This window comes from Roseburia hominis A2-183, assembly GCF_000225345.1.
GTDB classification, from domain to species: domain Bacteria; phylum Bacillota; class Clostridia; order Lachnospirales; family Lachnospiraceae; genus Roseburia; species Roseburia hominis.
Genome location: NC_015977.1, coordinates 1,060,910 through 1,073,662 on the forward strand (window position 1 = coordinate 1,060,910; position 12,753 = coordinate 1,073,662).

Annotated in this window: 12 protein-coding genes and 2 tRNA genes; 11 read left to right on the top strand and 3 right to left on the bottom strand. The window is 49.6% G+C overall.

Annotated features, from left to right (window positions below; genetic code table 11):
• The first annotated feature begins 118 nt into the window (after positions 1-118).
• From RHOM_RS04780 to RHOM_RS04805, 6 genes are all read left to right on the top strand, one after another.
• Positions 119-604, top strand: coding sequence for a MarR family winged helix-turn-helix transcriptional regulator (locus RHOM_RS04780; RefSeq protein WP_014079137.1), 486 nt, complete (start codon positions 119-121; stop codon positions 602-604).
• Between the two features lie 131 nt (positions 605-735).
• The gene (gene nrdD, locus RHOM_RS04785; RefSeq protein WP_014079138.1) at positions 736-2,928 is read left to right on the top strand and encodes an anaerobic ribonucleoside-triphosphate reductase; all 2,193 of its coding nucleotides are present in this window, start codon (positions 736-738) and stop codon (positions 2,926-2,928) included.
• A gap of 71 nt (positions 2,929-2,999) precedes the next feature.
• Positions 3,000-3,518, top strand: coding sequence for an anaerobic ribonucleoside-triphosphate reductase activating protein (gene nrdG, locus RHOM_RS04790; protein WP_014079139.1), 519 nt, complete (start codon positions 3,000-3,002; stop codon positions 3,516-3,518).
• An 81-nt stretch (positions 3,519-3,599) separates the two neighbouring features.
• On the top strand, positions 3,600-3,851 hold the full coding sequence (locus tag RHOM_RS04795) for a hypothetical protein (protein ID WP_014079140.1): 252 nt from the start codon (positions 3,600-3,602) through the stop codon (positions 3,849-3,851).
• Between the two features lie 90 nt (positions 3,852-3,941).
• The gene (gene fliB / locus RHOM_RS04800; RefSeq protein WP_014079141.1) at positions 3,942-5,183 is read left to right on the top strand and encodes a flagellin lysine-N-methylase; all 1,242 of its coding nucleotides are present in this window, start codon (positions 3,942-3,944) and stop codon (positions 5,181-5,183) included.
• 135 nt (positions 5,184-5,318) lie between these two features.
• Complete coding sequence (locus tag RHOM_RS04805) at positions 5,319-5,939, top strand: flavodoxin family protein (RefSeq protein WP_014079142.1); 621 nt, start codon at positions 5,319-5,321, stop codon at positions 5,937-5,939.
• Positions 5,940-6,028: 89 nt separating this feature from the next.
• Here the strand turns inward: RHOM_RS04805 and RHOM_RS04810 are convergent, their stop codons facing one another.
• Complete coding sequence (locus RHOM_RS04810) at positions 6,029-6,160, bottom strand: hypothetical protein (protein WP_014079143.1); 132 nt, start codon at positions 6,158-6,160, stop codon at positions 6,029-6,031.
• Between the two features lie 184 nt (positions 6,161-6,344).
• Between RHOM_RS04810 and RHOM_RS04815 the strand changes: the two genes are divergently transcribed.
• The 5 genes from RHOM_RS04815 (at position 6,345) to RHOM_RS04835 (ending at position 11,596) form a co-directional block, all read left to right on the top strand.
• The gene (locus RHOM_RS04815) at positions 6,345-7,100 is read left to right on the top strand and encodes a peptidoglycan recognition protein family protein (protein WP_044024613.1); all 756 of its coding nucleotides are present in this window, start codon (positions 6,345-6,347) and stop codon (positions 7,098-7,100) included.
• Between the two features lie 33 nt (positions 7,101-7,133).
• Complete coding sequence (locus RHOM_RS04820; RefSeq protein ID WP_014079146.1) at positions 7,134-8,633, top strand: TRM11 family SAM-dependent methyltransferase; 1,500 nt, start codon at positions 7,134-7,136, stop codon at positions 8,631-8,633.
• Between the two features lie 7 nt (positions 8,634-8,640).
• Positions 8,641-11,292 (top strand): sensor domain-containing phosphodiesterase, encoded by a 2,652-nt coding sequence (locus RHOM_RS04825; protein WP_044024614.1) that lies wholly within the window; start codon positions 8,641-8,643, stop codon positions 11,290-11,292.
• 107 nt (positions 11,293-11,399) lie between these two features.
• A tRNA-Leu gene (locus tag RHOM_RS04830) sits at positions 11,400-11,484 on the top strand.
• 28 nt (positions 11,485-11,512) lie between these two features.
• A tRNA-Leu gene (locus RHOM_RS04835) sits at positions 11,513-11,596 on the top strand.
• A gap of 45 nt (positions 11,597-11,641) precedes the next feature.
• Here RHOM_RS04835 and RHOM_RS04840 read toward each other — a convergent pair.
• Positions 11,642-12,208, bottom strand: coding sequence for a cytidylate kinase-like family protein (locus RHOM_RS04840; RefSeq protein WP_014079148.1), 567 nt, complete (start codon positions 12,206-12,208; stop codon positions 11,642-11,644).
• A 34-nt stretch (positions 12,209-12,242) separates the two neighbouring features.
• The gene (locus tag RHOM_RS04845; RefSeq protein WP_014079149.1) at positions 12,243-12,752 is read right to left on the bottom strand and encodes a hypothetical protein; all 510 of its coding nucleotides are present in this window, start codon (positions 12,750-12,752) and stop codon (positions 12,243-12,245) included.
• Between the last annotated feature and the right edge of the window lies 1 nt (position 12,753).

Genomic DNA, 12,753 nt, shown 5'->3' on the forward strand with positions numbered 1-12,753 from the left:
CATCCTTTTTGAATTTTCTGTTGATTTTTAATTGTTAGTGTGCTAACAATAATGTTATACGATAATTAAAAACAGAAGTCAATGATTATTTTAGAAAACAGACAGAAGAGAGGAAGAGATGGAACGAATCAAAAGGTCGGAGACCATCGGATACAAAATACGCCTGCTCCACAACCAGCTCCATAAGAATATGGAAGCAAAACGGGAGGAAAACGAGGACAATCTGACGGGAATGCAGCGCTGGACGCTCGGCTTTTTAAAGGATCACGCAGACCGGGAGGTCTATCAGAGGGACATTGAGGAGGCGTTCTCGGTCTCGAGAGCTACGGCGTCCAATATGCTTGCCGTGATGGAACGAAAGGGGCTGATCGAGCGCGCCCAGGTCTCACACGACGCGCGCTTAAAACGTCTGGTGCTCACAGATAAGGCCGCTGCGCTTTTGGATGGCGCGGAGCGCGATATACGGGAGATGGAAGCGCGCCTGACGGCGGGGCTTTCGGAGGAGGATGTGGAGCACCTGAAGCGCTGCCTGGATCAGATGCTACAAAATCTGGATGTGACAATAGCAGAAGACACAAGATGTTGTTGTAAACCAAAACAATAAAAAGTGACGAAGTTTTGGTGTTAATTTTGTTCAAAAGGTAAAATAACCACAGAATCTAGGAAAACGCATTGACAACAATACTAGATATTGTATAATGAAAAAGCAATTAACAGAAAGGATTCTGAACGGTTATGAAGATTATTAAGAGAAGTGGCAGCGAGGACATTTTTGACATCAGCAAGATCGAGGCTGCAATCCGCAAGGCAAACGACAGCGTCATTGATTATGAAAAGCTTGGAGACGACAAGATTCAGGCGATTCTTTCCAATGTTGAGAAAGCCTGCGAGAATATGAAGCGCTCCCCGAGTGTGGAGGAGATTCAGGATATGGTGGAGAACCAGATCATGAGTCAGAAAGCGTTTAATGTTGCCCGCAACTATATTACTTATCGTTATAAGAGAGAACTGGTGCGCAAGTCCAACTCTACCGATGAGCAGATTTTAAGTCTGCTGGAATGCAATAACGAGGAAGTAAAACAGGAGAACTCCAACAAGAATCCGACTGTAAACAGCGTACAAAGAGATTATATGGCCGGTGAGGTCAGCAAGGATATCACCAGAAGATTCCTGCTTCCGCCGGAGATTGTAGAGGCGCATGAGAAAGGAATCATCCATTTCCATGACGCGGATTATTTTGCACAGCACATGCATAACTGCTGTCTGGTCAATCTGGAGGACATGCTTCAGAACGGTACGGTCATCAGCGAGACGATGATCGATACGCCGAAGAGCTTTTCTACTGCCTGCAATATTGCCACACAGGCAATCGCGCAGATCGCAAGCTCCCAGTACGGCGGACAGAGTATTTCCCTTTCTCATCTGGCTCCGTTTGTGCAGGTGAGCCGTGAGAAGTTCCGCAAGCAGGTGCGCAAGGAGCTTGAGACTGCCGGAATCGAGGCGACGGAAGAGAAAGTCAACCAGATGGCGGAAATGCGGGTCAAAGAGGAGATTAACCGCGGTGTGCAGATGATCCAGTACCAGGTCATCACGCTGATGACGACCAACGGGCAGGCTCCGTTTATCACGGTGTTTATGTATCTGGATGAGGTGCCGGAGGGACAGCTTCGGGACGATCTGGCAGCAGTGATCGAGGAGATGCTTCATCAGAGGATTTTAGGGGTCAAGAATGAGCAGGGCGTTTATATTACGCCGGCGTTCCCGAAACTGATCTATGTGCTTGAGGAGGACAATATCAGGGAGGGGTCCAAATACTGGTACCTGACCAGGCTTGCGGCTGAATGTACCGCAAAGCGCATGGTGCCGGATTATATCTCTGAGAAGATGATGAAAAAGTTAAAAGACGGCGACTGCTATACCTGTATGGGATGCCGTTCTTTCCTGACGGTAGACCGCACGACGGGCAATCTGGCACATGCCAAGAATTATAAAGAAGGAAAGCACAAGTATTACGGACGCTTTAACCAGGGCGTAGTGACATTGAATTTGGTGGATGCGGCATGCTCTTCCGGAGGAGATGAGAAGAAGTTCTGGGAGATCATGGATGAGCGTCTGGAAATGTGCTATCAGGCATTGATGATCCGCCACAACCGCTTAAAGGGAACACCTTCCGACGTGGCGCCGATTCTCTGGCAGAACGGTGCGCTTGCACGTCTGAAGAAAGGCGAGACGATCGATGAACTTCTCTATCACGGTTACTCGACGATTTCTCTCGGCTATGCGGGACTCTGCGAGTGCACACGCTATATGAAGGGCGTATCCCACACGGAGCCGGAAGGCACGGAATTCGCGCTTGCAGTGATGCGTCGTCTGAATGATGCATGCGCCAAGTGGAAGAAGGAGACGGACATTGATTTCAGTCTCTACGGAACCCCGCTTGAGTCGACGACTTACAAGTTTGCAAAATGCTTACAGAAGCGTTTCGGCATTATCCCGGGTGTGACGGACAAGAACTACATCACAAACAGCTATCATGTACATGTGACAGAGCAGATCAACGCGTTCGATAAGTTAAAGTTCGAGTCACAGTTCCAGGAACTGTCCCCGGGCGGAGCAATCAGCTACGTGGAGGTTCCGAATATGCAGAACAATCTGGAAGCGGTACTTTCCGTGATGCAGTACATCTATGAAAATATCATGTATGCGGAACTCAATACAAAGAGTGACTACTGCATGGAGTGCGGATATGCCGGAGAGATCAAGATTGTGACAGACCGGGACGGCAAGCTGGTATGGGAGTGCCCGAACTGCGGCAACCGCGATCAGAACAAGATGAGCGTGGCAAGACGTACCTGCGGCTATATTGGAACGCAGTTCTGGAATCAGGGCAGAACACAGGAGATCAAGGAACGGGTATTACATTTATAAAAACAGGGGGACTGTGGTGTGCACGGGATTGTGCAGCCACAGTCTTTCTTTCCCTGTTGAGGAGAAAAGATATGAATTATTCGGCAATCAAATATTGTGATATTGCAAACGGAACCGGTGTGCGCACCGTTCTCTTTGTGTCGGGCTGCAGAAATCACTGCAAAGACTGTTTTCAGCCGGAGACGTGGGCTTTTGAATACGGGAATCCTTTCACCGGAGAGGTGGAAGATGAGATCATTGCGTCCTTGAAGCCGGATTACATCCGGGGACTGACGCTGCTCGGAGGAGATCCTTTTGAACCGGAGAATCAGAAGGCGCTGCTTCCGTTTATGCGGAGAGTGAAGGCGGAGTGTCCGGGGAAGGATGTGTGGGCCTACACCGGCTATGTGTTAGACCGGGATCTTGTGCCGGGCGGAAAATGCTGTACCGCAGATACCGCGGAGCTGCTTCACATGATCGATGTGCTGGTGGACGGACCGTTTGTGACGGAGCTTCATGATATATCCCTGCTGTTTAAGGGGTCTTCCAACCAGCGGGTGATCGACTGTGCAGAGTATTGCCGGTCGGGAGAGATCCGGGAGCTGATGTAGAAGAGGGAAGGATTTTGCATCTTCCTGCGGTTTGTGTTACAATAAACGCGGTATTGCAGGATCAACAAGGGAGAATTAGATATGAAAATAACATGGAAGGCATTGCTGGCGTTGTTTTTTTACACGCTGGGGGTTGTTGGCTGGTTCTATGTAGGAGGATGGATGATCTTAAGAGGACCGGTCAGAGGAGTGATTCTGGCGCATATGGCAGGAGATTTGTCTCTGATCAAGCTGGCGGTCGCACTGGTGCAGGGGTTTGTGTATCTCTCACTGGCGGGAGGCGTCTGGTGTATCGGCTATATGTTGAGCGATCATTTCCGGAAAGATGAGTAGGATTACAAAAAGGTGCGGCGGATGACGCACCTTTTTGCACCGTAAATGGATATAAAATGGCGCAGGAAGAGGCGCAGACAGGAGCAAACGATGATATTAAAAGTACCGTCTTACTATGAAAAGTTTCACTGTATTGCAGATCAGTGCAAGGATAATTGCTGCTATGGCTGGGAGATCGACATCGATGAGGGTACGATGGATTACTACCGCAGTCTGGGCGGAGAGCTGGGAAAAGAGATTACCTCGCATATCAGGGAGGGTGAGGAGAACACCATGATTATGCGCGAGGACGGGTACTGCCCGTTTTTAAATGAAAAAAAGCTCTGCGACATCTGCATTAAGATGGGCGAGGAAGCACTGAGCGAGATCTGCACCGAGTTCCCACGCTTTACCATGGAGTATGAGGACGTCCGGGAGAAGATCTTAAGTCTGGCATGTGAGGAGGTCGGAAACATTATGTTTTCCACCGACGAGAAGATCACCTGGCAGGAGCATGAGATGCCGGATTTCTGCGGGACCGGGGACGACGCCGAGGCAGCTTATGATGCCGACGGGGCATTGTACGGTAATGATGAGGCAGCGTGTGAGGATGATACCTCCGACGGTGAGGGGTATGACGACGATGAGGAAGTGTCTGTGGATGCCGATCAGCTGAATGCCGTTTCTAAGGCGGCGGTGGCATTGCTTCAGAACCGGGAGAAGCCGGTGGCAGAGCGCGCGGCGGAGTATCTTCTATATTGTAAGAGGATGCAGCAGGAACTTTACGGATACCACACAGGCGGGGAAGTAAGCGGGCAGGAGCAAGAGCAGCGTGAGAGCCGGCTGATTGCCGAGTGCAGGGAGAAAGAGGTAACGCCTGGGGAGGCGTATGCGGCGTTTCTTGCACGCATGGAGCGCTACGAACAGCTGGAAGTGCTCGACCAGAACTGGGAGGAAGAAAAGAAACGTCTTCGTGCAGCATTCCATGAGGACAATTATCTGGAATGTATCAGGAACTTTCACGCAGCGCAGCAGGGAAGGGAATATGAGTATGAGCATCTGCTGGTCTACTTTACATTCCGGTATTTTATGAGATCGTATTATGATGACAACATTTTAAATAAGGCACAGTTTGCGGTGGCGGGTATTCTGATGATCCGCGATATGGATGCACTGCGTTTTCTGGAGAACGGAGGAACATTCTCCGTGGAAGACCGGGTGGCAGTGGCAAAGCTGTATTCAAAGGAAGTAGAACATTCCGAGGAAAATATGGAATTCCTGGAGGAGGATTTCCAGTTTGAGGATATTTTTGCACCGGAACAGATGATACGGCAGCTTTTCTTTGCTTCATAGGGAAGACGGAGAACATCAATGGAGCGATTCCGACCCACCCAAGGCAGGAAGCACTTTATATTTCATAAGCGTACGATCACAGGGAAAGTGGCATAGAATAGAAGGCAGGAAATCTGCCAGGATGGAGGAAAGAACATGAAAGTAATATTGGTAAACGGAAGTCCGAGGGAAAAGGGATGTACTTATACAGCGCTCTGCGAGGTGGCAGGGGCTCTCGAGAAGAACGGCATTGAGACCGAGATTTTTCAGGTGGGTGCAAAGCCGATCGCCGGCTGCATCGGCTGCAATGTCTGTCTTAAGAACGGACGCTGCTTTGTGGACGATCCGGTCAATGAATTTGTTGAGAAAGCAAAAACGGCGGACGGTTTTGTGTTCGGCTCGCCGGTGCATTATGCGGCGGCATCCGGTGCCATCACCTCGTTTCTCGACCGCGCATTCTACGGAAAGGGAAATGTGTTTGCCGGAAAGCCGGGGGCAGCAGTGGTGAGCTGCAGACGCGGCGGCGCGGCATCCGCGTTTGATCAGCTGAACAAATATTTCACGATCAATTCCATGCCGGTGGTTTCCTCCCAGTACTGGAACCAGGTACACGGAAATACGCCGGACGAGGTACGGCAGGACGCAGAGGGACTGCAGACCATGCGCACGCTGGGCAGCAATATGGCATGGCTGCTCAAATGTATTCAGGCAGGAGCGGCAGCGGGAATCACATTCCCGGAGCGGGAACCTGCAATGAAAACAAATTTTATTCGGTAAAAGTTCAGTGGAAATTAAGAGAAATTAAGACAAATTTAAAACACAGAAATTCTCATCTGATGTAAGATAAAAAAGAAGGGAAAAGCCTTCTAGTAACGACCTGTGATAAAGTGCAGGAAAGATACCGGCTTTTTCCCAGCAGCCTTGGCAGCAGTGAGATATTCTTCATAAAAGAGAACTGCTTCGCTGTAAGTCATAGTTGGATCTATGGTATATTTCATCGTGATACGCCTCCTTTCTTTTTCCTTGACAGAGTATAGCACTTGTTTTAGAAGAAAGCAACAAAAAGATAGTAAAAATTTTGTAAAAAATCACGAAAATAATTGTGCATAATGAAAAAAGAGGCGCGCGTGGAACCGCAGAGAGAGCACGACAGAATGAACGGACAGATGGGAAGATGGAGCAATGCGAGAGGAACAGGAAGAGAAATACAGGCGAGAAGAACGGCGTAGGTATGAGGAGAAAAGGCGTAGACGGCGCAAAAGGCTTCGGAGAAGACGCCGGCTGCGCATAGTGCTTTTGATCGGCATTCCGCTGCTTTTGGTGCTGGCGGTCTGGTTTGGCACACGACAGATCAAAAAGCTTCTATATGAAGAAAAGCCGGTGATGGCGTACGAGGTAAAGTATGTGGCACAGGCGCCGGACTATCAGGTAGAACTGCTGGATTACAACGAATATTCGCGGCCGGGAACGGCGCTTTCCCAGGTGAACGGCATCGTGATCCACTATACTGCGAATCCGGGCACGACAGCGGAGCAGAACCGCAGCTATTTTGAGAATCTGAAAGACACAGGGGAGACGTATGCCAGCAGTCATTTCGTCATCGGCATGGACGGGGAGATTGTGCAGTGCATTCCGTGCAACGAGATTGCCTACGCGTCGAATGACCGGAATGAAGACACGATAGCCATCGAGTGCTGTATTCCGGATGAGACGGGAGAGTTTACCGATGCGACCTACCAGTCGCTGATAGAGCTTACCGCCTGGCTGATGGGACGCTATGACCTGACTACGGATGATGTGATCCGCCATTATGATGTGACGGGGAAAATGTGCCCGAAATACTATGTGGAGCATGAGGATGCGTGGCTTGTGTTCAAGCAGGACCTGCTGACCTACATTGATGTGAATGGTATTGCCAAAAATGAGGAAATATCGTAGAATACCTAGTATCAAGGGTAGTAGGTATACGGTATGATTCACGAATATTATAAAGAATTACAGAACAATCAGAATATAAGAGAGAACTTGAGTCTGCTGCGAAGCGAGTGCAAGGACCCACAGGCAAGGGAAACCCTGCTGTCTCTGGTGGGAGACGGGGCACTGCTCACAGGACTGCTGGAGAGCGATGAGCCGAAGGTGCGCAAAAATGCGGCGCTTCTGCTTGGAAGTCTCGGGCTTTTACAGACGGCAGGTTCTCTTTTTCATGCATACGAGAGAGAGCAGACGCTGTTCGTAAGGAGCGCGTATCTCACGGCTTTGTCAGGGATGGAGGTATCCCCGTATCTGGAAGCGTTAAAAGAACACAGGGATGCACTTTTGGCGCGGGAGATTCCCGAGAATGAGAAAAAGCATGTGAATGAGGAACTGCGAGAACTGGAACGTATCATTACGGCGGCGGAGGGAATTACCCGTCACACGTTTGTGGGATTCACAGAGCCGCAGGATTTTCTGCTCGCGACAAACCGGGAGCAGCGCGGCGTGACGCTTGAGGAGGTAAAAGCGGTGTCCGCATCGGTCAGACGCAGTGAGAAACTGCACCCGCTCGGTGTGCTGGTTCATGCGAAGGACGTCCGCCCGTTTGCGTCGATAAGGACTTACCGCGAGTTATTGTTTCCGGTGCGCACGGCGCAGCCGGTGCCGGAAGATGCCTTAGGAGCCGCGGAGGCGGTCTGGGATTCCAATCTGCGGGAGCTCCTTACACAGGCGCACCGGGAGACGACGCCGTTTTATTTCAGACTGGAAATAAAGAGCCACATGCCGTTAGACAAAAAGAGCACGTTTGCCAGACGGTTTTCCGCGGAGCTGGAGCGGCTGTCCGGCAGGATGCTTGTGAATGCACCGTCGGATTATGAGATTGAACTGCGGCTTCTGGAGAAAAGAGACGGCGGTTACGCCTGCTTTCTGAAACTTCTTACGATTGCGCATGGACGCTTTGCCTACCGCAAAAATGCGGTGGCAGCTTCGATTCATCCGGCGACGGCGGCAATGATTGTGGCGCTGGCAGAGCCGTATTTAAAAGAAAACGCGCAGATTCTCGATCCGTTCTGCGGTGTCGGCACGATGTTGATCGAGCGGGATATCCGTGTCCCGGCACGGGAAAAATACGGAATTGATATCTTTGGCGAGGCGATCCGGGGAGCCAGGGAGAATGCATCATATGCGGGGGAGAAAATCAATTTTATCAACCGTGATTATTTTGATTTTACACATGCATATCTATTTGACGAGATCATCACCAATATGCCTGTCCGGGGAAGAAAGTCAAAGGAAGAGACGGACACTTTTTACGGCAGATTTTTTGAAAAATCAGCCGGACTTTTAAAAGCGGACGGAATTCTTGTGCTCTATTCCAATGAGCAGGGATTTATCAGAAAACAGCTTCGCATAAGAAGCGCTTACCGGCTGCTTGCCGAGCAGTGTATCCGGGAAAAGGATCAGTTTTATCTGTTTGTAATTCAGTATAAAGGATGAGGAAGATATGGCACTTTCAAGGGGGATGAATCAGGAAGCGTCGCAGGATACCGATCTGGGATTGTTAGATGCGACATTGATGCAGAATCTGCAGGACCGGTTTTGCGATGCCAATAATGTGTATCTGGTGTGTCTGAGCAGAACGCGCGGAGTTGTCACAAAGGCATACGGTTCTAAGGAGGAACTGGCGTACATTCACGGACTGACCGGAGTGGAACGGCATATGACGCTCATGAACCGGCTTTTAGATGACGGAATCGAAAGTGTGCTCGAAGAGGATTGTGGAAATGATCTGGTGAAAATGTGCGGCGTGTCCATCAAGATCGGCGGGAAGACGGCGGCAATCTGGATCGTCATCGGAATTATGGATCGGGAAGGCGGGGATGTTCCATCTTATGTCATGCGCACGACGCCGGAACGGTATGATAAGTCACTGGAATTTCTGGAGACATTGTCCAAGCAGATGTTCGCCGTGAAGATGGAAGAACTGATGGCACAGGAGGCGGTGTTAAAGAGCCGCGAGTCTGAGACGCAGATGGAAGCGGAACTTCACAGGAATGAGGTGATGACTTCCATCGTAAAGATGTTAGAGTCGGAAAACAGCTTTGAGGAGATCGTGCACGACATTCTGCGGGAATGCTGCGCGTATATGGAGATTTCGCGCGGTGCGCTCTTAAAAGAGAACAAAGAGCACTCGAAGATCGAGATGATCTGTGAATATGCGGCGCCCGGAATGGACTCAGTGCGTGGGGAATGGTCCGGCGTGTCGCGTGAGAAGATGCCCTTTTTTAACGGAAAACCGTATATGATTTCTTCAAACAGTATGATGCCGGAGGTGTTCCGGCAGTTTTTTGATGCGCACGGGCTTTTGGCAGGCATTTTTCTGCCGGTCGAGGTCAATACCAGGGCGGAGATGTACCTGTGCTTTTTGGAAGAACACGAGGAGCGGAACTGGGAAGTGACGGACGTCAAGTTCGTCAACGATGTCAGACGGATTATTCAGAGTATTCTTCTGAAGCGTATTGCAAAAAATTCGTTGGCGAGTTCGTATGCGTCCCTTGAGGCGATTTTAGAGAACGTGGGCTGCGGAATCTATGTGAAGGATCCGGTCAGTGGAAGGATTCTCTACAGCAACCAGCGGCTGCGCGCATTTCTGCCGGACGATGCCGCGCCGGACATGTTGGAGAACTGCTGGCGGGAAGAATCGGGCGGCATTGATACGGACTGCTTCCACGAGATCTATCTGGAGCAGGAAAAACGCTGGTTTGACTATCACCGGACAGGAATCCACTGGGTCGACGGAAGAAGTGTATTTTTGTATACCATCTATGAGGTGACGGACAAAAAGCTGTATCAGCAGAAGATCGAACGGCAGGCAAACAACGATTTTTTGACCGGGCTTTACAACCGTATGCGGTTTGAGCAGGATCTTGCGCACTGCATTGAACAGACAAAGGAGTTCGGCGGCGAAGGAGCGCTGCTCTACATCGATCTCGATGATTTTAAGCATATCAACGACGGACTGGGACACCAGTACGGGGATATCCTGTTAAAAAATATATCGGACAGCCTGCGTCGGATTCCGGGTGTGGAAAATAACTGTTACCGCATGGGCGGAGATGAGTTTATCATTATTCTTGCACATCGGCAGATCATGATGCTGCAGAAGATTCTGAACGACATCCGCACGCTGTTTTCCAAGCCGTGGATGCTTAAGGGGGCGGATTACTACTGTACGATGAGTATGGGCGTTGTGCGTTTTCCGACAGAGGGCGACACGGTGGAGGAGCTGATCAAGAAGGCGGATATTGCGCTTTACGCCGCAAAATGTTCCGGCAAGAACCGTGTGGAGTTCTACGATGAGAACGTGGAGTCCACATCGTTCCGCCGCCTCGATATGGAAAAAAATATGCGCAATGCGACCAACAATGCATTTTCCGAGTTTGAGGTGGTCTATCAGCCGATCGTGGATGTGACCAGGGAATCCAATCCGTGCGTGGGTGCGGAGGCGTTGATCCGCTGGAATTCCGGGGAACTGGGATTGATTGCTCCGACGGATTTTATACCGCTGGCGGAGTATCTGGGGCTGATTAACCCGATCGGTGCGTATGTCCTCGAGGAGGCGTGCAAGCGGTGCAAATACTGGAACGATATGGGGCATCCGGATTACAAGGTAAATGTCAATCTCTCCGTGGTGCAGCTGCTGCAGAATGACATTGTAGAGCAGGTGCGCTCGGTCATCAAACGGACGGGGATTGTACCGGAGAATCTGACCCTGGAGGTCACGGAGGGGCTGGCGATCAACGATATGAGCCGGATGAAGAAGATTCTTTCCGAGATTCGCGCACTTGGCGTGCGTGTGGCGCTGGATGATTTCGGGACGGGGTATTCCTCACTTAATCATATCCGGGAAATGCCGATCGACGTCATCAAGATTGACCGCTGTTTTATCATTGACATCGGGAAGGATGAATTTTCCGCCGCCTTCGTGAAAATGGTGGCGGAACTTGCCCAGACGATCGGCGTTCATGTCTGTGTGGAGGGCGTCGAGACGAAAGAACAGGTTGATGCGCTCAAGCAGACGAAAATCCAGTTGATTCAGGGATTTTACTTTGGAAAGCCGCTGCATAAAGAGGAGTTTGACGAGAAATATCTGTAGTTGCACGAATTGTTTGAACAATTTATTTAAAATTTTTTGAAAAAAGCATTGACATTTTAAAATACGTTTGTTATTATTATCAAGTCGTCACGATGAGTGACCGAAATGCGGAAGTGTCGGAACTGGCAGACGAGCAAGACTAAGGATCTTGTGTTCATTGCGAACGTGTGGGTTCAAGTCCCATCTTCCGCATTACATCACAAATATTCGTGGAGATTATGCAGGAGTGGCGGAATTGGCAGACGCGCAGGCTTCAGGTGCCTGTGGTAGCAATATCGTGTGGGTTCAAGTCCCATCTCCTGCATTTTTTATTTGCGGGAAGCCTTGAGAGTGAAGGCTTCCCGTTTTTTCATTTCCTGTATTCTATATACTGCAAAATTAATTCGGCAGCTTTCTCGATACCGATTTTCCCTGTATCAATACAAAGGTCATACTCGTTGCCGTCGCCCCAGCGGGTTGCCGTGCACTGTTCCTGAAATGCAGAACGCTTTTCATCTACTTCCCGCAATGTCTCCGCAGCCTCTTTTTCAGATACGTGGTCGCGCTCCTGGATTCTCTTTTTCCGTATGTCCGGATCGGCGTGGAGATAAACGGACACACAGTCCGGGTCATCCTTGTAGATTATGTTTGCGCATCTGCCGATGATAATACAGGATTCCTGCTCCGTGACATCCTTTACAAAACGGATATATCGTTCACGCGGATTTTTGGAACCGTAGCTCATGATAAGACTGTAAAGAAAACTGTCGATCGGTTTCTCGTTCAGAAAATTTGCGTTTTCATCATAGACGTTTCTTCTTTTAGACTCTTCGATAAATCTTTTTTTGTCAAAAATCTCCATACCCAGTTTTTCGGACAGAATGTCGGCGACTTTGTGCCCGCCGCTTCCACACTGTCTTGCGATTGTTATTTTCATGCTTATTGACCTGCCTTTCTCATTTTATAATAAATTAAAAATAAAAATCTGTTGCAATGATAGTGCCGCCGATCAGGAACCGGAGAATCCATATCGTGTAGTAATCTTTTGCGATATCTTCCGGGCAGAACATCTTCTTCGGCTTTTTCGGATGGTAGAAAATTTCACATTCTGCGCTTTTGGCTTCCGCATGCAGCTTCTTATTATACGGATAGATGCTATGCACGTTGGTATAATCCGTGCCGTCCACCTCATAGGCATAATAGTACTGCTCCGTGGTGTACGTGGAGTGATCCGCGTCGGTGGTTGTCGATTCGTGAAATGTTCTTGTCGCTTTTGTCTGCCGGTAGTTTGTCTTGCGAAGCCAGGGGGTGCCCAGCTGGCAGTAGAGAACAAATACCACAAACGAAACCGGAACCGGGATGTTCAGAGAACTGCCCCCGATTAAAAAAAGAAAGCCGAGCAGCAGACCTCTTAGAATTCCCCACATTGGTCTCCAATATACCGAAATCATAATAAGGATGATGAGCAGAAATAAAACCATG

Bases quoted from the DNA above. Each gene is read 5' to 3' on its own strand.
- RHOM_RS04780 (WP_014079137.1), top strand. From the start codon at position 119: ATGGAACGAATCAAAAGGTCGGAGACCATCGGATACAAAATACGCCTG.
- nrdD (WP_014079138.1), top strand. From the start codon at position 736: ATGAAGATTATTAAGAGAAGTGGCAGCGAGGACATTTTTGACATCAGC.
- nrdG (WP_014079139.1), top strand. From the start codon at position 3,000: ATGAATTATTCGGCAATCAAATATTGTGATATTGCAAACGGAACCGGT.
- RHOM_RS04795 (WP_014079140.1), top strand. From the start codon at position 3,600: ATGAAAATAACATGGAAGGCATTGCTGGCGTTGTTTTTTTACACGCTG.
- fliB (WP_014079141.1), top strand. From the start codon at position 3,942: ATGATATTAAAAGTACCGTCTTACTATGAAAAGTTTCACTGTATTGCA.
- RHOM_RS04805 (WP_014079142.1), top strand. From the start codon at position 5,319: ATGAAAGTAATATTGGTAAACGGAAGTCCGAGGGAAAAGGGATGTACT.
- RHOM_RS04810 (WP_014079143.1), bottom strand. From the start codon at position 6,160: ATGAAATATACCATAGATCCAACTATGACTTACAGCGAAGCAGTTCTC.
- RHOM_RS04815 (WP_044024613.1), top strand. From the start codon at position 6,345: ATGCGAGAGGAACAGGAAGAGAAATACAGGCGAGAAGAACGGCGTAGG.
- RHOM_RS04820 (WP_014079146.1), top strand. From the start codon at position 7,134: ATGATTCACGAATATTATAAAGAATTACAGAACAATCAGAATATAAGA.
- RHOM_RS04825 (WP_044024614.1), top strand. From the start codon at position 8,641: ATGGCACTTTCAAGGGGGATGAATCAGGAAGCGTCGCAGGATACCGAT.
- RHOM_RS04840 (WP_014079148.1), bottom strand. From the start codon at position 12,208: ATGAAAATAACAATCGCAAGACAGTGTGGAAGCGGCGGGCACAAAGTC.
- RHOM_RS04845 (WP_014079149.1), bottom strand. From the start codon at position 12,752: ATGGTTTTATTTCTGCTCATCATCCTTATTATGATTTCGGTATATTGG.